At 71.5% G+C, this 18,642-nt stretch carries 19 protein-coding genes and 1 riboswitch; of the genes, 9 read left to right on the top strand and 10 right to left on the bottom strand.

Translation table 11 applies throughout. The features are described 5' to 3' along the window. Positions 1–32: 32 nt before the first annotated feature. Positions 33–1,382 carry an MFS transporter gene (locus G531_RS20850; protein WP_051215133.1) on the top strand — a complete coding sequence of 450 codons (1,350 nt, stop codon included), beginning with the start codon at positions 33–35 and terminating at the stop codon, positions 1,380–1,382. Positions 1,383–1,402: 20 nt separating this feature from the next. Here the strand turns inward: G531_RS20850 and G531_RS0106150 are convergent, their stop codons facing one another. The 7 genes from G531_RS0106150 to G531_RS0106120 all read right to left on the bottom strand — a co-directional run bounded on the left by G531_RS0106150 (position 1,403) and on the right by G531_RS0106120 (position 7,768). Then, positions 1,403–2,218, bottom strand: a complete 816-nt coding sequence (locus G531_RS0106150; RefSeq protein WP_051215140.1) for an energy-coupling factor ABC transporter ATP-binding protein — start codon at positions 2,216–2,218, stop codon at positions 1,403–1,405. 2 nt (positions 2,219–2,220) lie between these two features. Further along, the gene (gene cbiQ, locus G531_RS0106145) at positions 2,221–2,988 is read right to left on the bottom strand and encodes a cobalt ECF transporter T component CbiQ (RefSeq protein WP_026926571.1); all 768 of its coding nucleotides are present in this window, start codon (positions 2,986–2,988) and stop codon (positions 2,221–2,223) included. Continuing rightward, on the bottom strand, positions 2,988–3,425 hold the full coding sequence (locus G531_RS20845) for an energy-coupling factor ABC transporter substrate-binding protein (RefSeq protein ID WP_081683875.1): 438 nt from the start codon (positions 3,423–3,425) through the stop codon (positions 2,988–2,990). The genes cbiQ and G531_RS20845 overlap by 1 nt, the downstream gene beginning before the upstream one ends. After that, positions 3,418–4,119 (bottom strand): energy-coupling factor ABC transporter permease, encoded by a 702-nt coding sequence (locus G531_RS0106135; RefSeq protein ID WP_026926570.1) that lies wholly within the window; start codon positions 4,117–4,119, stop codon positions 3,418–3,420. Before G531_RS0106135 ends, G531_RS20845 begins: the two co-directional genes overlap by 8 nt. An 8-nt stretch (positions 4,120–4,127) precedes the next feature. Next, positions 4,128–4,273, bottom strand: a riboswitch (adenosylcobalamin (AdoCbl) riboswitch). Positions 4,274–4,326: 53 nt separating this feature from the next. Next, positions 4,327–5,886 (bottom strand): precorrin-2 C(20)-methyltransferase, encoded by a 1,560-nt coding sequence (locus G531_RS0106130; RefSeq protein WP_026926569.1) that lies wholly within the window; start codon positions 5,884–5,886, stop codon positions 4,327–4,329. Continuing rightward, positions 5,883–6,539, bottom strand: a complete 657-nt coding sequence (locus G531_RS0106125) for a precorrin-8X methylmutase (protein ID WP_026926568.1) — start codon at positions 6,537–6,539, stop codon at positions 5,883–5,885. The genes G531_RS0106130 and G531_RS0106125 overlap by 4 nt, the downstream gene beginning before the upstream one ends. Before the next feature lie 65 nt (positions 6,540–6,604). After that, on the bottom strand, positions 6,605–7,768 hold the full coding sequence (locus tag G531_RS0106120; RefSeq protein WP_026926567.1) for a hypothetical protein: 1,164 nt from the start codon (positions 7,766–7,768) through the stop codon (positions 6,605–6,607). A 137-nt stretch (positions 7,769–7,905) separates the two neighbouring features. Here G531_RS0106120 and cobN point away from each other — a divergent pair, with 137 nt between their 5' ends. After that, positions 7,906–11,538 (top strand): cobaltochelatase subunit CobN, encoded by a 3,633-nt coding sequence (cobN, locus tag G531_RS0106115; protein ID WP_026926566.1) that lies wholly within the window; start codon positions 7,906–7,908, stop codon positions 11,536–11,538. Positions 11,539–11,571: 33 nt separating this feature from the next. On the opposite strand, the gene G531_RS24405 is transcribed toward cobN, so the two are convergent. Together G531_RS24405 and G531_RS0106105 are read right to left on the bottom strand one after the other, a co-directional pair. Further along, positions 11,572–12,441 (bottom strand): DUF5808 domain-containing protein, encoded by an 870-nt coding sequence (locus G531_RS24405; protein ID WP_051215132.1) that lies wholly within the window; start codon positions 12,439–12,441, stop codon positions 11,572–11,574. Further along, a complete protein-coding gene (locus G531_RS0106105; protein WP_051215131.1) occupies positions 12,438–12,785 on the bottom strand; it encodes a PadR family transcriptional regulator in 348 nt (115 codons plus the stop codon). The genes G531_RS24405 and G531_RS0106105 overlap by 4 nt, the downstream gene beginning before the upstream one ends. A gap of 270 nt (positions 12,786–13,055) precedes the next feature. Here G531_RS0106105 and G531_RS20835 point away from each other — a divergent pair, with 270 nt between their 5' ends. Further along, the gene (locus G531_RS20835) at positions 13,056–13,442 is read left to right on the top strand and encodes a VOC family protein (RefSeq protein WP_051215130.1); all 387 of its coding nucleotides are present in this window, start codon (positions 13,056–13,058) and stop codon (positions 13,440–13,442) included. 19 nt (positions 13,443–13,461) lie between these two features. On the opposite strand, the gene cobF is transcribed toward G531_RS20835, so the two are convergent. Beyond that, positions 13,462–14,250 carry a precorrin-6A synthase (deacetylating) gene (gene cobF, locus G531_RS0106095; RefSeq protein ID WP_026926564.1) on the bottom strand — a complete coding sequence of 263 codons (789 nt, stop codon included), beginning with the start codon at positions 14,248–14,250 and terminating at the stop codon, positions 13,462–13,464. Positions 14,251–14,344: 94 nt separating this feature from the next. Here cobF and folE point away from each other — a divergent pair, with 94 nt between their 5' ends. The 6 genes from folE to G531_RS20825 all read left to right on the top strand — a co-directional run bounded on the left by folE (position 14,345) and on the right by G531_RS20825 (position 18,517). Further along, on the top strand, positions 14,345–14,914 hold the full coding sequence (gene folE / locus G531_RS0106090) for a GTP cyclohydrolase I FolE (RefSeq protein WP_035757811.1): 570 nt from the start codon (positions 14,345–14,347) through the stop codon (positions 14,912–14,914). Between the two features lie 62 nt (positions 14,915–14,976). Next, complete coding sequence (locus tag G531_RS20830; RefSeq protein ID WP_051215129.1) at positions 14,977–16,164, top strand: cutinase family protein; 1,188 nt, start codon at positions 14,977–14,979, stop codon at positions 16,162–16,164. After that, positions 16,161–17,003 (top strand): dihydropteroate synthase, encoded by an 843-nt coding sequence (gene folP / locus G531_RS0106080; RefSeq protein ID WP_026926562.1) that lies wholly within the window; start codon positions 16,161–16,163, stop codon positions 17,001–17,003. Before G531_RS20830 ends, folP begins: the two co-directional genes overlap by 4 nt. A 64-nt stretch (positions 17,004–17,067) precedes the next feature. Continuing rightward, the gene (folB, locus tag G531_RS0106075) at positions 17,068–17,448 is read left to right on the top strand and encodes a dihydroneopterin aldolase (protein ID WP_026926561.1); all 381 of its coding nucleotides are present in this window, start codon (positions 17,068–17,070) and stop codon (positions 17,446–17,448) included. Continuing rightward, positions 17,445–17,999 carry a 2-amino-4-hydroxy-6-hydroxymethyldihydropteridine diphosphokinase gene (gene folK, locus G531_RS0106070; RefSeq protein WP_026926560.1) on the top strand — a complete coding sequence of 185 codons (555 nt, stop codon included), beginning with the start codon at positions 17,445–17,447 and terminating at the stop codon, positions 17,997–17,999. Before folB ends, folK begins: the two co-directional genes overlap by 4 nt. A gap of 14 nt (positions 18,000–18,013) precedes the next feature. Then, entirely contained in the window at positions 18,014–18,517 is a 504-nt protein-coding gene (locus G531_RS20825) for a DUF3180 family protein (protein ID WP_051215128.1), read from the top strand. Positions 18,518–18,642: the final 125 nt, after the last annotated feature.

Genomic DNA, 18,642 nt, shown 5'->3' with positions numbered 1-18,642 from the left:
GGCACCCCGCCCCGGGTGCGGCAAGGAGTGTCATGACAATCAACAACGAGGTTGAGGCGGTCGATCCCGGCACGGGAACGGTGCAGCCGGCCGAGCGGCGCAAGCAGGCGCAACGGGCCCGGGTTTCGGGCTTCATCGGCTCGACCATGGAGTCCTACGATTTCGGGCTGTATGCCGCTGCGGCGGGGCTGGTGTTTCCGAAGGTGTTCTTCGCGGGCCTCGAACCGGGCCTGGCCTACACCTTGTCCTTCGTGATCCTGCTGTCGGGCTACATCGCCCGCCCGTTGGGTGGCCTGTTGTTCGGCCACATCGGTGACACCCTCGGTCGCCGCAACGTGCTGGTGGTGACCCTGGGCCTGATGGGGGCCTCCTCGGTCGGCATCGGTCTGCTGCCGGGTTCGGATTCCTGGGGTGCGGCGGCCCCGATCCTGCTGGTGGTCCTCCGCGTCGTGCAGGGCCTGGCCTATGGCGGCGAGTACGGCGGTGCGGTGCTGATGTCGCTGGAGCATTCGTCCTCGGGCCGGCGGGGTTTCAGTGCCTCCCTGGCGATGGCCGGCGGACCCTTCGGTGCCGTTCTGGGCACCCTCTCCTTCGGCCTGGTCGCCCTGCTGCCGACCGAGCAGCTGATGTCGTGGGGCTGGCGGGTGCCGTTCCTGCTGTCTGCGGTCATCGTGATCTTCGGCCTCTACATCCGGCGCAAGCTGGAGGAATCCCCGGAGTTCACCAAGATCGTCGAGGAATCCGAGCAGGCCGTGGTGCCGGCCGGACTGGTGTTCACCAAGTACCCCCGCCAGGTCCTCCTGGGCGTGCTCGCCGGGACCTGTTCGCTGTTCGTCCAGGGCCTCCTCGGCAGCTACATGGTGCCCTTCCTGGTGAACAATCACGGCATGGACCGCAGTCAGGCGCTGCTGCTGCTGTCGCTGTCCTATGTCTTCCACACCGCGGCGATCCCGTTCTTCGCCTGGCTGTCCGACATCATCGGCCGGCAGCGGATGATGCTCATCGGCATGGGCGCCTCGCTGGTGCTGATCTGGCCGATGTTCGCGCTCTTCCGGCACGGCGGCACCCTGCCGGTGGCGCTCGGCTTCCTGCTCGGCAACGCGGTGATCCAGGCCTCGATGTTCGGCCCCCTCGGCGCCTTCCTCAGTGAAATGTTCGAGGTCCGGGCGCGCTACACCGGACTGTCACTGAGCTTCGTGCTGGCCACCGTCGCCGGGGCCGGGGTCGCCGCGCTGATCGCCCAGCAGTTGGTCGTCGGGCTGGACACGACCAAGCTGGCGCTCTACCTCAGCGGGCTGATCGTGCTCGGCCTGATCGCGGTCGCGCTCGCCGGCCGGTTCCTGCGCTTCACGCAGAACGAGGCGGTCACCGCGACACAGTGAACGCTCCGGCCCGGGTCGAATCAGTGCTCGGGGCCGGCGTCGAGAACGCTGATCACCTCTTCCAGGGTCCGCGGCCGAAGTCCCGGGGGGACCAGGCCGCGGACCGCGAGACGGGCACTGAGCTCCAGCGGCCAGGGGCGGTGCAGGCGGGCCCGGGTGAGCAGGTCGACGTCGTTGAGCAGTTCGGCCGCCGGGCCGTGCACCACCCCGCCCCCGCTCACCACCGCCGCCTGGTCGGCCCAGCCCAGCGCCAGGTCGACGTCATGGGTCGCCATCACCAGCATCGTCCCGTGCGCTTCGAGCCCGGCCAGCGTCGCCAGTAGTTCCCGCACCCCCTGCGGATCGAGCCCGGAGGTCGGCTCGTCCAGCAGCAGCACCTGCGGCCGCATCGCCACCGCCCCGGCGATCGCGGCCCGTTTGCGTTCCCCGTAGGACAACTGGTGGGTGGGCCGTTCGGCCAGGTGAGTGATCTGCAGCAACGCCAGCGCCTCGGCGACCCGGTCGTGCACCTCGGCTTCGGGCAGGCCCAGGTTGAGCGGACCGAAGGACACATCGGCGGCCACATCGGCGGAGAACAACTGGTCGTCGGGATCCTGCAGCACCAGCTGCACCTGCCGGCGATGGGCCCGCAGCCCGTCCCGGGTGTGCTTGAGCCGGGTCCCGCCCACCAACACCTCGCCGGCCAGCGGACGATGGGCTCCCGACAGCACCCGCAACAGGGTGGTCTTGCCCGAACCGTTCGCGCCCAGCAGCACCGTCCGCCCGGTCAGGCACAACGAGACCTGCGCGAGCACCGGATGATCCAGGTACGCCGCATCGATCCCGCGTACCTCCATCGTCACCGCCACGGCAGCACCGCCAGCACCACCAGGACCACCAGCAACCCGACCGACCCCGCGACGAAGCGGGCCGAGTGCCGTTTGGGGCGGGCCAGCGTACGCAGGGCCCCCTCGTAGCCCCGCCCGGCCAACCCGTCCTCCATCCGGCGAGCCTGGTCCCAGGACCGGAGCAGCGTGCTGGACAGCAGCGTGCCCAGCGACCGGTAGCCGCGCCGCAGCCCGTCATAGCCCAGCCGGGCCTCCTGGGAGGCCCGGATCGTGCCGGTCATCGCCGACAACAGGAACAGCAACCGATAGGTCAACGACGCCACCTCGAGCAAGGGATCCGGGATCCGCCACCGGCGCAGCGCCTGCAGCAGATCCACGATCGGGGTGGTCGTGGCCAGCAGCAGCACCGCGGCGGTCCCGGCGAAACCCCGGCACAGCAGCAGAAACCCGTCGCGTACGGTCTGCGCCGACACCGAGACCGGCCCCGCCTGCCACAGCGCGTCGGTCGGGGCAGCCCCCACGGCGAACAACACCGAGACCGCACCGATCCCGATGAACGTATAGGGCGCGGCGACCGAGCGGGCCCACAGCTGCGGGCGGATGCCGGCCGGTCCGAGCGCCAGCACGGACGCGATGAGCAGCACCGCCACCGCGACCGGCCACTGCGGCGCGGCGATCGCGACCGCCAGCAGCCCGAAGCACAGCAGGGCCTTGTCGCCGACGCTGCGCTGCCGCCACGGGCTGCTCCACGCGGCCCGATCGACCGCGGGGCCCGCCATCAGCGGTTCTCGGTCTCCGCAGCGAGCTCGGCCCGAACCGCGGCGACCGCCTGTTCGGTCCGCCGCCGGGCCGACAGCCGGCCAACCGCGATCCCGAGGATCAGGCCGCCGAGTCCGGCCTGCAGGGCGAACAGGCCGGACTCGATCTCGCCGCTGCCGAGGTTGATCAGCGGGGAGGCCCAGGGCGTGTAGCCCTGCTCCTCGACGAGCTGGCTGGCCGTGGCGTCGGTCCCGCCGAACCCTTCCTCACCGGCCGGGGGAGCGGGTGCTATCAGGAACGGGATCACCACCAGTGCGACCAGCGCGACCAGCAGCGCAATCGTCACCGCCCCCGAGTATTTGGCGCGGCCCGGCTGCGACTCGGTTCGCTCGGCCGGCCCACCCGTGGAAGGGGGCACCGCGACCGAGGGCTGCTGGGGCGAGGGCTGCTCAGGCATGCGCGGATTCCTTTCCGGTGGTTTCGGCGGCCGGCGGTTGCAGGAAGCCGATGCTGATCAGTTCGGGTCGGGCGATCCGGAAGAGGGCCCGGAGCAGCAGTACGCCGAGCACCCCTTCGGCCAGCGCCAGCGGAATCTGGGTGATCGCGAACAGGCTCGCGAACTTCACCAGCGCGCCGGCGAAACCGGAGGCCGCATCCGGATGGGCCAGGGCGAGCTGGACGGAGGTGACGCAGTAGGTCGACAGGTCGGACAGCGCGACCCCGAGGAAGACGCCGACCAGGTCCGGTGCCCGCAGGGCCCGGCACAGCCGGAAGATGCCGTACCCGACCCAGGGCCCGACCACCCCCATCGAGAAGACGTTCGCCCCCAGCGTCGTGATGCCGCCATGGGCCAGCAGCAGCGCCTGGAAGATCAGCACGATGGTGCTCAGGAAGGCCATCACCGGCGGCCGGAAGAGGATCGCGCCGATCCCGGTACCGGTGGGATGACTCGAGGAGCCGGTCACCGACGGCAGCTTGATTGCCGACAGAACGAAGGTGAATGCGCCGGCCGCGCCGAGCAGCAGGCGGGCTTCGGGCTTCTCGCGGACGAGCTTGACCACGCGGTACCCGCCGTGAATGACGAACGGGGCCGCCGCCACGGTCCAGGCCACGGCGTGCGCGGGGGGCAGGAACCCCTCGGCGATATGCATCTGTGCTCCCTACTCGGGATTTCGCGTCCCGATCTCACTGGGGCCCGGCGAGCGGAGTTCCTGACTTCCGGACCTGGGCGGTCCGGTCACAGTGGCGCGACCGTGCCGGAGTATCACCGGCTTCCTCGGCGCTCGCAGAGCATGATTGAAGTGAACGTAGCACTGCCGGATGCCGGGCGCCAGAGGCCCCGCGGCCGGTCCGGCGGCTCAGTGCGGGGCCACGACCTCGACGAACCGCGGGGTCCAGACCTGGCCGGCGGGGGTGACCCGGGTGCTGGCGGCCCCGATCAGGACCAGGCATTTCATGTCGACGGTCGCCGGGTCGAAATCGCCGAGGGTGGTCACCGTCAGCGATTCCTCGGCCCGCCCGATGTCGCGGCCGACCACCACGACGGTGTCGGGGGAGCGGACCTCCAGCAGGACCTCGCGGGCGTCGGCCAGCTGGGTGGGCCGGCTGCGCGAGCGCGGGTTGTACAGCGCGAGGACCAGGTCGGCCCGGGCCGCGGCGCGCAGCCGCTCGGCCAGGACCGGCCACGGTTTGAGCCGGTCGGACAGGGAGAGCACCGCGAAGTCGGCGCCCAGCGGCGCCCCGGCCCGGGCGGCGACCGCCTGGGCCGCGCTCACTCCGGGGAGCACCTCGACCCGCACGTGCGCGTACGCCGGGTCCGTGGCGGCCTCGAACACCGCCGAGGCCATGCCGAAGATCCCGGCATCGCCCCCGGAGACCACCGCGACCGCCTCGCCCCGGGCGGCCATCGCCAGCGCCGCACGGGCCCGGTCCACCTCGACGGTATTGCCCGAGGGGTGCCGCTGCAGCCCGGGGCGCTGCGGGACCCGGTCCACGTAGGGGGCGTAGCCGTAGACGTGGCCGACCTCGGCGAGGCGGGCGGCGGCCTCCGGGGTGAGCCAGTACGCCGGCCCCGGCCCCAGCCCGATCACACTCACCGTGCCGGCGCCGGACGAGGGGTGGCTTCCATTGTGGTTGCCGGCGTCGACACGTTTCGCACTTTCGGAACGACGGACCGCCCCGGAACGACCGGCACTGTCGGCCCGGTTGTCCCGCCCGACGACCACGATCATCGAGAAGTACGGCACCGTGGACTCGTCCACGTCGGCAACCGGTTGCACGCGTTCGCCGTCCTGGCTGGCCCGTTCCACGAACCAGGCATCCTCCAGTCGCCCGGCCTGCCGCAGCGCCTCGCGTACGCCGGGGAAGGTACGCCCCAACTTGAGCACCACCGCGGCATCGGTCTGGGCCAGCCGCCAGGCGAGGTCGGGCACCGGCAGGGTGCCGGGGAGCACGGTCAGCACGTCCTCGTGGCGGGCCAGTCCCTGGGCCAGGGCCGCGGTCGCGCCCTGCATCGAGGTGACCCCGGGCACGATCGTGGCCGGAAAGCGGGGCGCGAGCCGGTCGTGCAGGTACATGTAGGAGCCGTAGAACAGCGGATCGCCCTCGGCCAGCACCACCACATCGCGGCCGGCGCTCAGATGTGCGGCGAGTCGGTCGGCGGCGGCGTCGTAGAACTCCTCGATCGCGCCGTAGTAGCCCCCCTGGTGATCGGTGGTCCCGGTGGTGACCGGGTAGCGCAGCAGTTCCTCGATCGGCTCGCCGACGTAGGGATCGGCGATGCCGCGGGCGATGGAGGTCCCGCGCGGGCCGGAGAAGTACGCCAGCACGGGAGTCTGTCCGATCAGCCGGGCCGCCCGGACCGTCACCAGATCCGGGTCGCCGGGGCCGACGCCGACGGCGTACAGGTGGCCGGTCATGCCGGCAGCTCGTTCTCGTGGGCGAGAGCGTTGATCGCGGCCGCGGCCAGGGCCGAGCCGCCGCGGCGGCCGTGCACCACCAGCCAGGGGATGCCGAGGTCGCTCTCGGCCAGCGCCCGCTTGGATTCCGCGGCCCCGATGAAGCCGACCGGGACCCCGATGATGGCCGCCGGCCGGGGGCCGCCGTCGGCGATCAGTTCGAGCAGGTGGAACAGCGCGGTGGGGGCGTTTCCGATCACCGCGACCGCCCCGTCCAGCCGCTCTCCCCACAGCGAGACCGCGGCCGCGGAGCGGGTGGTGCCCCAGGCGGCCGCGACGTCCGGTGTCCGCGGATCGCGCAGGGTGCAGATGACCTCGTTGTCGGCCGGCAGCCGCTTGCGGGTGATCCCGGAGGCGAGCATGAAGGCGTCGGTGAAGATGGGCCGGCCGGCCCGCAGCGCGCCGCGGGCGGCGGGGACCAGGCCGGGGCCGGCTTCGATCACCTCGGCCAGGCCGGTGTCCCCGGCGGCGTGCACCATCCGCACCACGACGGTGGCGGTGTCGGGCTCGAAGCCACTCAGGTCGGTCTCGGCCCGGATCGTCGCGAAGGACCGGCGGTAGATCTCGGTTCCGTCGGTCTCATACGCGTAGCGACGGGTCGGGGCGGTCGGCATGGTCCTCCTTCGCGGGTCGGGCCCAGCTGCGGGCACAGCTCCGGCTCCAGGCAACCTACCCCGGCTCACAGGGCGCGCAGTGCCTCATCCACGCCGGCGGGGGCGACCAGGGTGACGTGTTCGCGGCTGGGCGTGCCGCAGGCCCGCTCGCAGCCGACCAGGTGGACCGACAGCCGGGGCGGTACCGGGAGGGCATCGACCAGCTGCTGGGCCAGGCGCAGGGTGTCGATGCTCGACTTGCGGCAGCCGGGCAGGCCGGTGCAGGCAGTCACCTGGGCCCAGGTGTCCTGCGGTGCGGTGATGAAGCCGGCCCGGCGCAGGACGCCCAGCCGGCTCGCGGCGACGCGGGGGACGACGAGGTTCTTCCACGGCGTGAGCACGACCTGCTCCCCGAACTCGGCCAGCAGGTCGATCTGCGGGCCGGTCAAGCGGCCCAGCGGTACGCCGAGCACCATCGCCGACCCGATCGGACCATCGGCCGGCTGCGGGCCGCACACCGGGGCGGGCACGGCGACCACGGCCTCACCGAGCACCGTCGGATCGGGCAGTTCCCGGACATGCCAGGGCGTCGGGGACAGCGTCGTGCGGACGCGTTGGAAGGCCCGGGCCAGCTCCAGCAGGGTGCTCGCCGCGGCCCCGACGGGCAGCCCGGGCACCCCGTGTCGGGGCCCGACCCGCAGCGTGCCGGTCTCGGCGTCGGTGGCTTCCCAGGCCAGATCCCAGTGTTCGGCGAGCACGTCGCCCCGGCCGTCGTCGAAGGCGAACAGGAACCGGCCGGGCAGCCGGGCCAGATCCGGGTCGGCGCGCAGCAGGCGGTCGGTCTCGATCACCAGCCGGCGTACATCGGGGGTCCGGGCGGCGGGCCCGGTCGGGGTGTTGCGCGGCTCGATCCCGGTCAGCGGGGAGCACAGCAGGTTCCGCATCCGCTCGTGGCTGGCCGACGGCACCAGTCCGGTCCGGTCCACGGCGGCGACCAGGTCCGGCCCGAGCGGGTCGGGCAGCCCGCGCAGTTGCAGGTTCCCGCGGGAGGTCAGTTGCAGGAAGGGGGCTCCGTGGGTCTCGGCGAGCTCGACCAGGCGGCGCAGCGTGGCCACCGCGACCAGGCCGCCGGGGGCGCGCAATCGGATGATCGCGCCGTCGGCTGCGGAGAACGGCGTCAGCACGCCGGGGCACAGGTCGCCCCGGGACCGGTCCGGGGCGCCATTGCCGCCGGGTAGGTTCGTCGCCATGGCTCCACTGTAGGTGCCCGGACCCCATTCACCCGAAACCGGCTAGGGTCCATATTCGGTCCGTGGGCTGTGATCTGTCCCACGTACCGGTGCAGGGCCGGGCCGGTCCCGCGTCCGCCGTTGTTCCAGGAGGCTCCATGTCCACTGTTCTGCTGCTGTCGACCTCGGACACCGATCTGCTGTCCGCGCGGGCGTGCGGGGCGGACTGGGCGTACGCGAATCCCACCCGGATCGGTCCCGAGCGGGCGGCGGAACTGGCCCGGGCGGCGGACCTGATCGTCTTCCGGTTCCTCGGCTCGGTGCAGGCCCTGCCGCCCACCTTCGAACCGGTGCGGGCGGCCGGCAAGCCGCTGGTCGTGCTGGGCGGCGAGCAATTGCCGGACGCCGCGCTGATGGAACTGTCCACCGTGCCCCGCAACGTCGGCGCGCAGGCCCACCTCTACCTGGCCCAGGGCGGCAAGGAGAACCTGGCCAATGCGCACGCGTTCCTGTGCGACACGGTGCTGCTGGACGGGGTCGGTTTCGAGCCGGTCCTCGAGCAACCGCTGTGGGGGGCGCTGGACCGCCCCGAACCGGTCGACCCGGCCCGACCGAAGGTCGCGGTGCTGTTCTACCGGGCCCAGTACGCCGCCGAGAACACCGCCTACGTGCAGGCCCTGGCCGACGCGATCGACGCGGCCGGGGGGATCGGCGTACCGATCTTCGTGACCTCGCTGCGGGAACCCCCGGCCGACCTGCTGACCCGGCTGGCCGACTACGACGCGCTGATCACCACGGTGCTCGCCGCCGGCGGCACCCGACCGGCGCAAGCCCAGGCCGGCGGCGACGATGAGTCCTGGGACGTGCAGGCGCTGGCCGCGCTGGACGTGCCGATCCTGCAGGCGCTGTGTCTCACCTGGGACCGGGCGACCTGGGAGGCCTCCGCTGAGGGGATGAGCCCGCTGGATGTGGCCACCCAGGTCGCGGTGCCCGAGTTCGACGGGCGGATCATCGGGGTCCCGATCTCGTTCAAGGAGACCGACGCCGACGGGCTGCCGCACTACGTGCCCGATCCCGAACGCTGCGCCCGAATGGCACGCCTGGCGGTCAAGTACGCCCGACTGCGCCACATCCCGGTCGGCGAGCGCAAGGTGGCCCTGGTGCTCTCGGCGTACCCGACCAAGCATTCCCGGATCGGCAATGCGGTCGGGCTGGACACCCCGGCCTCGCTGATCCGGCTGCTGTTCGCGATGCACGAGGCCGGCTACGACATCGGCGCGGCCGGGGAGATTCCGGGCACCGGCGCGATCGAGCAGGTGCCGGGGGAGTCGCTGCTGACCACTCGCGGCAACCAGTTGATGCATGCGCTGATCGCCGCCGGCGGCCAGGACGAGGAGTGGCTGACCAGTGAGCAGTTGGCCGGCCAGCCGGTGCGGATCACCGCGAGCCAGTACGCCGCCTGGACCGCCGACCTGCCGGCCGCGCTGCTGGAGCGGATCACCGACGCCTGGGGGCCGGCGCCGGGATCGGTGTTCGTCGACGACTCCGGTGCGGAACCCGAACTCGTCGCGGCCGCGCTGCGGGCCGGGAATGTGGTGATCCTGGTCCAGCCGCCGCGGGGCTTCGGGGAGAACCCGATCGCGATCTACCACGATCCGGAGTTGCCGCCGACCCATCACTACCTCGCGGTCTACCGCTGGCTGGAGGAGGGCTTCGGCGCCGACGCGATCGTGCACGTCGGCAAGCACGGCAACCTGGAGTGGCTGCCCGGCAAGAACCTGGCCCTCGGCGCGGACTCCGGGCCCGACGCCGCGCTCGGCTCGGTCCCGCTGATCTACCCGTTCCTGATCAACGACCCCGGCGAGGGGACGCAGGCCAAGCGGCGGGCCCACGCCACGATCGTGGACCACCTGGTGCCGCCGATGGCGCGGGCGGAGACCTACGGCGACATCGCCCGGTTGGAGCAGTTGCTCGATGAGTACGGCAACGTCTCGGCGATGGACCCGGCCAAGGCGCCCGCGCTGCGCGGGGAGATCTGGACGCTGATCCAGGCGGCCAAGCTGGACCATGACCTGGGACTGGACCAGCGCCCCACCGACGACGACTTCGACGACTTCGTCATGCACGTCGACGGCTGGCTGTGCGAGATCAAGGATGTCCAGATCCGCGACGGGCTGCACACCCTCGGCGTGGCCCCGACCGGGCAGGAACTGGTCAACCTGGTGCTGGCGATCCTGCGGGCCAACCAGATCTTCTCCGGCGGCGGCGATCCGGTGCCCGGGTTGCGGGTCGCGCTCGGGCTGCCGGCCGGGGACGCGCCGGAGGACCGGGCCCGCACCGATCAGGTCGAGCAGACCGCGCGGAACCTGGTCACCGCGCTGGCCGCGACCGGGTGGCAGGCCGAGATGATCGACCCCCTGGTGTCCCGCCTCGACGCGCCGGATCCGGCCGGGGTGGCGGCCGCGCTGCGATTCGCCGTCGAGCACGTGGTGCCGCGGTTGGCGCAGACCAGCGGCGAGATCGATGCGGTGTTGCACGCGCTCGCGGGTGGCTACATTCCGGCCGGGCCGTCCGGGTCGCCGCTGCGCGGGCTGGTCAACGTGCTGCCGACCGGGCGGAACTTCTACTCGGTGGATCCCAAGGCGATCCCGTCGCGGCTGGCGTACGAGACCGGTCGGGCGATGGCGGATTCGTTGCTGGCGCGCTATCTGGAGGAGACCGGGGAGTATCCGCGCTCGGTCGGGCTGTCGGTGTGGGGGACCTCGGCGATGCGGACCTCCGGGGACGACATCGCCGAGATCCTGGCGCTGCTCGGGGTGGTCCCGGTCTGGGACGAGGCGTCCCGGCGGATCACCGGGCTGGAGGTCATCCCGACCGCCGAGCTCGGCCGCCCGCGGATCGATGTGACCGTCCGCATCTCCGGGTTCTTCCGGGACGCGTTCCCGCACGTGCTCGATCTGCTCGACGATGCCGTACGCCGGGTCGCCGCCCTCGATGAGCCCGAGGAGGTCAACTTCGTCCGGGCCAACGCGCAGGCCGACCTGGCCGCCGGCGGGGACGAGCGCCGGGCCACCACGCGGATCTTCGGGTCGAAGCCGGGGTCCTACGGGGCGGGCATCCTGCCGCTGGTGGAGGCGGGGAATTGGCGCTCGGATGCCGATCTGGCCGAGGTGTACGCCACCTGGGGCGGATTCGCGTACGGGCGCGGGATGAACGGCGTTCCGGCCCGGGAGACGATGGAGAACAACTATCGCCGGATCCAGGTCGCGGCCAAGAACATCGACACCCGCGAGCACGACATCGCCGACTCCGACGACTACTACCAGTACCACGGCGGCATGGTCGCGATGGTGCGCTCGTTGACCGGGCAGGCCCCGAAGGCGTACGTCGGGGACTCCACCACCCCGGAGGCGGTGAAGACCCGCACCCTGGCCGAGGAGACCACCCGGGTCTTCCGGGCCCGGGTGGTCAACCCGCGGTGGATCGCGGCGATGCGCCGACACGGCTACAAGGGCGCCTTCGAGCTGGCCGCGACGGTGGACTACCTGTTCGGGTTCGACGCGACCGCCGGGGTGGTGCCGGACTGGATGTACGAACAGTTGGCGGCCAGCTATGTGCTGGACGAGACCACCCAGGAGTTCCTGCGGCAGGCGAACCCGTGGGCGCTGCGCGGGATCATCGAGAAGCTGCACGAGGCGGCCGAGCGGGAACTCTGGGAGCAGCCCGATCCGGCGCTGCTGCAGCAGTTGCAGCAGGTCTACCTGGATGTCGAGGGCGACCTGGAGGACTGAGCCGCCGGTACGCCGGGCTCGCCAGTGCGGCCGTCAGTGCGGCCCGGACAGGTCGCGATCCTGTTCGGCGCGCCGGCCGCGGCGGGCCTGGGTGAGCAGAATCCCGAAGACCGACCCGGCCGCGGCCAGGATCGCGGCCGGTCCGACCCAGGGTTGCGGACGTCCACTGCGGGCCCGGATCACCACCCCCAGCCAATCGACGGCGGTCCCGGTCGCCATGGCGGTGGCGACCACCACCGCGCCGGCGCGGTTGCGGCGCTGCGCCGGTGTTGTCCCGGCACCCGCGGCGAGGGCCGCGGCCACCGCCGCGGTCGGGCCCGCGGTCCAGCCGATCGATCCGGCGATCGCGCGCGCCCGGGAACCCACCTGCTTGGGTGTGCCGTCCACGCGCCAGCCGCGGCCCACCCGATCCGGCAGGGACCGGCCGAGCACGGCCGCCGAGCCGAGCACCGCCATGGTGGCGACCGCGGCCGGGAGGATCGCGGCAGGACTCAGCGGGGCGGTAGTAAGCGGATCATCCTCCGCATCGGGCTCGATCAGGCCCAGCCGGGCCGCGATGGCGCCCAGGTTCGGGGTCCAGCCGATCCCGAACAGGTGCGGTTGCCAGATCCGCGGGTCGGCGGGGTTCCAGGTCCGGGAGATGATCTTGTCCCAGGTGGGGGCGGTGAAGTCGTAGGGGATGCCGAGCAGCCGGCCGCGCAGGCCTCGGCGCGCGGTGCCGTCCCCGATCGGTCCCAGGGCAGCGATAACGCTACGCACGTCGGCGTCGGTGGCCGCGGGGGACAGTGAGTCGAGCAGGTGTGCCCGGAGGTCGTCGCGGAGGTCGGCGGGGGTGGTGGACAGAAATTCCTCGGCGGTACGGCGGGCGCTCGGGGACAGGTCGGCGAGGTCGGTGATGCTCATGATCCCTCCTGCAGGATGCGGTTGAGTGTGCTGGTGACTTCGGCCCAGGCGTCGGTCATCGCGGTCAGGGCGGTCCGGCCGGTCGGGGTCAGGGCGTAGTACTTGCGGGGTGGTCCGACCGGGGACTCGGCCCAGGTGGACTCGATCAGGCCGGCCTTGCGCAGCCGGGACAGCAGCGGATAGATCGTGCCCGCGCTGATCGCCAGGGCCGGATAGTGGGCCAGGTCGTCGACCAGTTGGGAGCCGTAGCGCGGCTCGGCGGCCAGCAGGCCGAGCACGGCCAGTTCCACGACCCCCTTGCGGATCTGGGAGCCCCAGGCTTCGGTCTCACGATTGTTCGGCACGCCTTCAGTTTAAAACAAGGTACCTTGTTGTGCAAGCTACCTGGTGTATCGAGATAGCGGGCATATCGAGATAGCGGGCATATCGAGATAGCGGGCATATCGAGATTGCGGGTGTATCGAGATAGCGGGTGTATCGAGATAGCGGAAGTTCTGGACAGCTGGTGCTGGCCCTTGCACCTCACGTAACGCGAGGTTCTAGCGTGGGAGGCGAGGTTCCGGCGTGGGACCGGGGCGGTCGCCCGACCGTCCGCACGGGGGAAGGAGAACCTGATGACACGGCTGATTCCGTACCTGACGGTGCATGACGGGGTGGCTGCGGTGGCGTTCTATGCCGCGGCCTTCGGGGCCCAGGAGACCGGGGAGCGCTACGACGAGGAGGACGGGAGGATCGGTCACATCACGCTGCGGATCGGCGACGACCTGTTCTTCCTGTCCGATGAGTATCACGAGTACGGGGCGTACGCGCCGGCGACGCTGGGCCACAGCACGGTGGCGATGGTGCTCGCGGTGGACGATGTCGACGCGGCGTACGCCCGGGCGATCGCGGCCGGCGCCACCGCCGACCGGGAGCCGAGCGATCAGGACACCGGCGAGCGGCGGGGCTGGCTGATCGATCCGTTCGGGCACCGGTGGGGCCTGCACCAGCCCCGGAACTGACCCGACCGACGCAGCGCGGTTACGGGGTGGGGCCCGCCGGGGTGATCGGGCGCAGCAGATAGGTGTCCATGATCCAGCCGTGCGCGGCGCGCAACCGGGCCCGCAGGTCGACGATCTCGTCGATCACCGCGTCCAGTCGCCCCCGGCGCAGTACCTGCTCGGGCGCGCCCAAATACGCCCCCCAGAAGATCTCCAGCGGCTCGGCGCGCAGTTCTCGGCAGGTCAGCGCGCCGTCCAGCATCACCACCAGGTCGCCGAGGTCGCTGCCGTACGCCCGGTAGTCGGCGACCAGCCGCCGGCCGGTGGTGATGTGGATGGGTTGCCCGATCCGGTTCAGCACCGTGCGGTGCTCGCCGGCCAGCAGTTGGATCGCCGAGATCCCGGGCACCACCGTGACCTCGAACTCCAGCCCGTCGGCCTGCAGGGTGTCCAGGATCCGCAGAGTCGAGTCGTAGAAGGCCGGGTCCCCCCAGACCAGGAACCCGGCGTCGGCCTCGGGCAGCCCGGTGAGCAGTTCGGCGTACCGATCGGCCCGGGCGCGGTGCCAGTCCCGGACCCCGCCGGCGTACTGGTCGGCGCTGCGCTCGGCATCGGGTCCGCGCTCGGGGTCGGGGACCTCGATGATCCGGTAATCATGATCGATGTAGGTCGCGCAGATCTGCTCCCGCAGCGCCACCAGATCGTGCTTGGCCGCGCCCTTGTCGGGCACCAGGAAAACCTCGACCCGATTCAGCGCGCGAATCGCCGCCACGGTCACCTGGTCGATGCCGCCGGGGCCGATTCCGATCACCCACACCCGTTTCACCACGGGCCGACCCTAACCGGCGGCCGCGGGGTGCGGCAGTCTCGCCGAACAGCGGGACTCGCTCACGAATCCTCGGCACTGTGCCATTCTTCGCGGTATGACTGGGTTCGATCATGACCGCATCGCCGCCGCCGTGCGCGAAATTCTCATCGGGATCGGTGAGGATCCGGATCGGGACGGACTCCAGGAGACACCGGACCGGGTGGCGCGCGCCTACGCCGAGATGTACGCCGGGCTGCACCAGGATCCGGCCGACGTGCTGGACAAGACCTTCGACGTCGCCCACGACGAGATGGTGCTGGTCAAGGACATCGAACTGTGGAGCTCCTGCGAGCACCATCTGGTGCCCTTCACCGGCGTGGCCCATGTCGGCTACATCCCCAGTGCCTCCGGCCGGGTTGCCGGGCTGAGCAAGTTGGCCCGCCTGGTCGATGTGTATGCCCGCCGCCCCCAGGTCCAGGAACGGTTGACCACCCAGGTGGCCGATGCGTTGATGAAGTTCCTGCAGCCGCGCGGGGTGATCGTGGTGGTCCAGGCCGAGCACATGTGCATGACGATGCGCGGGGTGCGCAAGCAGGGGTCGAAGACGGTGACCAGTGCGGTGCGCGGCCAGTTGCGCGATCCCGCCACCCGGGCCGAGGCGATGAGCCTGATCCTGGGCGGCTGAGCCGCCGGATCGGCCGTCGTCGGGATCGGCGGGGGGAGGCGTCCCGCCTATCCTGGGACCCGATGAAACGGCTTCCCCTTCTGCTGCTGTCCCTGGCCCTGCTCCTGGGCCTGCTGCCCACCCCCGCGTACGCGGTTCCGGTCGGCGGACTGACCTGGGCCCCGGACCCGGTCGCCTCCGGCGCGACGGCCGAGCAACCCTGCGCGGACCTGCTGTTCGTGGGTGCCCGGGGCTCGGGGGAACAGGCGCCCTACGGGCCCACGGTCACCACCGTGCGCGACCAACTGGTCGGCCAGACCGCCGCGCCGCAGGGGACCCCGACCGGCACCGTCCGGCAGGTCTATCTCGACTATCCGGCGACCGCGCCCCAGGTGCTGCTGACACTCGGGCTGGACAAACTGCTGTTCAACGATCCGCTGCCGGCCAATGCCTACACCGATTCGGTCGCCACCGGGGTGACCCGGCTGAGCGAGGTGCTCGCCGACTCCCGGGCGCGCTGCCCGGGGGAGCGCTGGGTCCTGGCCGGCTTCTCCCAGGGGGCGCAGATCGTCAACGAAGTCATCGCCGGCCTGCCCGGCACCGAGGGCACGGATCGACTGGCCGGGGCGGTCCTGGTCGGCAATCCGGCCCACTACGCCGGTCAGCGACTGACCCGGCTCGGGGACTCCACCGAGACCTCGACCGGCTTGATGCCGAGCCTGTACTACCTGCGCGAGGCCGCCGCCCAGGCCCGGCAGCAGGGCCAGTTCGGCCCGGTCGCGGCCGCCCTGGCCGCCAAGCAACTCGGCGACGGCAGCGCCGACACCGCCCAGTTGTCCTCCATCGCCACCCGCTACCGGTACGCCGTGGGCGGCGACACCGCGCGGATGTTCACCGTCTGTGCCTCCGGCGACCTGGTCTGCGATTCCGGCGCGGGACTGTGGCGGGTGCTGACCAATGCGGTCACCGTGGACCAGGAACTCAGCCGCACCCGGCCGATCCACGGGGGCTATACCGGCGAGCAGCTCGCGCCGGCCACCGCGGCGATCGGGCAGTACCTGCGTGACACCCTGCCGGAGGCGCCGCCGGCGCCGGTCCCGCCGGTGCTGCCGTGGGTGATCGGCGGTGGGGTGGTGTTGGCCCTGGTGGTGGCCGCGCTGTTGGTGCTGCGGGCCCGGCGGCGTACCGCGGCGGCGGGGGACTCGGCCGCCGGGACCGGGCCGCAATCGGATGGCTCGGCCCCGATCGATCGCACTAGGGTGGGCCAATGATCCCCAGCCAGGACCGGACGATGGTCATGAGCATCGTCAACGTCACCCCGGATTCCTTCTCCGACGGCGGCGACTGGTACGACTACGAGCGGGCCATCCACCACGCCGAGTCGCTGGTCGCCGAGGGGGCCGACCTGATCGATGTGGGCGGCGAATCCACCCGACCCGGAATCACCCGGACCGAGCCCGCCGAGGAACTGCGTCGGATCCTGCCGGTGGTCCGAGCCCTGGCTACCGCCGGGGTGACGGTGTCGGTGGACACCATGCGGGCCGAAGTGGCCGAGGCGACGTTGCAGGCCGGGGCGAAGATCATCAACGACGTCTCCGGCGGACTCGCCGACCCCCGGATGCTGCCGCTGGTCGCCGATCATGACGCCGGCTACATCTCGATGCACTGGCGCGCCCACTCCGTCACGATGGACGCCGCCGCCCGCTACCGCGATGTGGTCGCCGATGTCCGCGACGAAATGAGCGCCCGGATCGAGGCCGCCCTGGCCGCCGGCGTACGCGAGGAGAACCTGGTGATCGATCCGGGACTCGGCTTCGCCAAGACCGGGGCGCACAACTGGGATCTGCTGCGCCACCTCGATATTTTTGCCGCGCTCGGGTTCCCGGTGCTGATCGGCGCCTCCCGCAAGCAATTCCTGGGCCGGCTGTTGGCCGATGAGGACCGCCTGCGCCCGCCGCGACAGCGCGATGTGGCCACGGTGGCGCTCACCACACTGCTCGCGGTACGCCGGATCTGGGCGGTCCGGACCCACACCGCACGGCCGCATCGGGACGCGATCGCGGTGGTCGAGGCGATGCGTCCGGAGTCCGAAGTTGCCGATCGGGGATGATATCGAACCGAAACCGCGTTACTGTCTGCGGCAGTGATGAGAGACCGCTAAGGACAGGAGTGGGATGGATCGCATCCGACTGACCGGAGTCAAGGCCTTCGGCTATCACGGCGTGCTGGACTCCGAGCGCGAATCCGGGCAGGACTTCTACCTCGATGTCTGCCTCGGGATCGACATCGCCGATGCTGCGGCCGGTGATGACCTGACCCGTACGGTCGACTATGCCGAGCTGTCGGCAGCCCTGGTGGCCGACGTGGCCGGTGATCCCGTCAATCTGATCGAGACGCTCGCCGAGCGGCTCGCTGCAACCTGCCTCGCCCGCCCCCGCGTGGTGGAGGCCGAAGTGACCGTACACAAACCCCACGCCCCCGTGGCGGTGGAGCTGAGTGACATCAGCGTGACGATCGTGCGGCATCGCGCCGCCGAAGAAGGAGCAGCCCTGTGAGCACCATTCCCGGCGCGTTCGACGTCGACACCCTCAGTGGCATGAAGCCGTTGACCCAGGTCGTGTATTCTGTCGGCTCCAACCTGGGCGACCGGTTGGAGAATCTGCAGGCGGCGGTCGCCGCCCTGCGCGACACCCCCGATCTGATGATCGCCGCGGTCTCCCCGGTCTATGAGACCGCCCCGGTCGATGCCCCGGCCGGCAGTCCCGACTTCCTGAACATCGTCGTGGTCGGGGACACCACCCAGGAGCCGTTGACGCTGCTGGACCGCGCCCAGGCGATCGAGGAGGCCTTCGGCCGGGTCCGGACCATCGAGCACGCCCCGCGCACCCTCGATGTGGATCTGGTCATGGTCGGGCGGCGCACCGTGGACACCGACCGGCTGGTGCTGCCGCACCCGGACGCCCATCAGCGCGCGTTCGTGCTGATCCCGTGGCTGGCCGTCGATCCCGAGGCCGAACTGCCGGGCAAGGGCCGGGTCGCCGATCTGATCGCCGCGACCCCGGACCAGGGCGTACGCCTGCGCGCCGACCTGGTCATCGAGGACTGAAGCCACCGCGCCCGGTGAGCGAGCCCGTCGGCACCGTTCGGCCCACGCGTCCCCGGCACCTGCTGCTCGCGGCGGCCCTGGGTGCGGTGTTCGGCGGGCTGGTCCTGACCGCCACGCAGGTGGTGAGCGGCCCCCCGCAGTTGCCCTGGCTCGGGGCGCTGTGGATCGGTTTCATTGCCCTGCTGGTCGCCGGGATCGCCTGGGGTGCCCGCAATCGGATCCAGGTGCGCCGGGAGCCGGTGGAACCCCGCCAAGCGGTGATCTACCTGGTCCTGGGGAAGGCGGCCGGTCTCGGCGGGGCGGCGGTGTTCGGCGGCTACCTGGCGGTGGTGCTGCTCACCCTGCCCGATCTCGGTGCCCCCGGCCCGTTGCAGCGGGTGTTGGTTGCGGCGGTCTCCGCGCTGGCTGCTGCGGCCCTGTCGGCGGCCGGGCTGGTCCTGGAGCACTACTGCAAGGTTCCCGAACCACCCGACGGGGAATCCGGCGGGGAATCCGACGCCGGCGACGGGGCGTACTGACCCGGTGCGGGGCCGGTCCGCGGCCCCGATCCTCGCCCGACACGCCCGGGCGGCACGAGCCGGCAGGAAACATGTCCCAACACGCCGGATACCTGCGGGGAAGTCGCTGGGTGCTCTCATAGAGT

The organism is Granulicoccus phenolivorans DSM 17626 = NBRC 107789 = JCM 15570 (assembly GCF_000423085.1).
In the GTDB taxonomy this organism is placed as follows: domain Bacteria; phylum Actinomycetota; class Actinomycetes; order Propionibacteriales; family Propionibacteriaceae; genus Granulicoccus; species Granulicoccus phenolivorans.
This window is presented reverse-complemented; position numbering and strand designations above follow the sequence as displayed.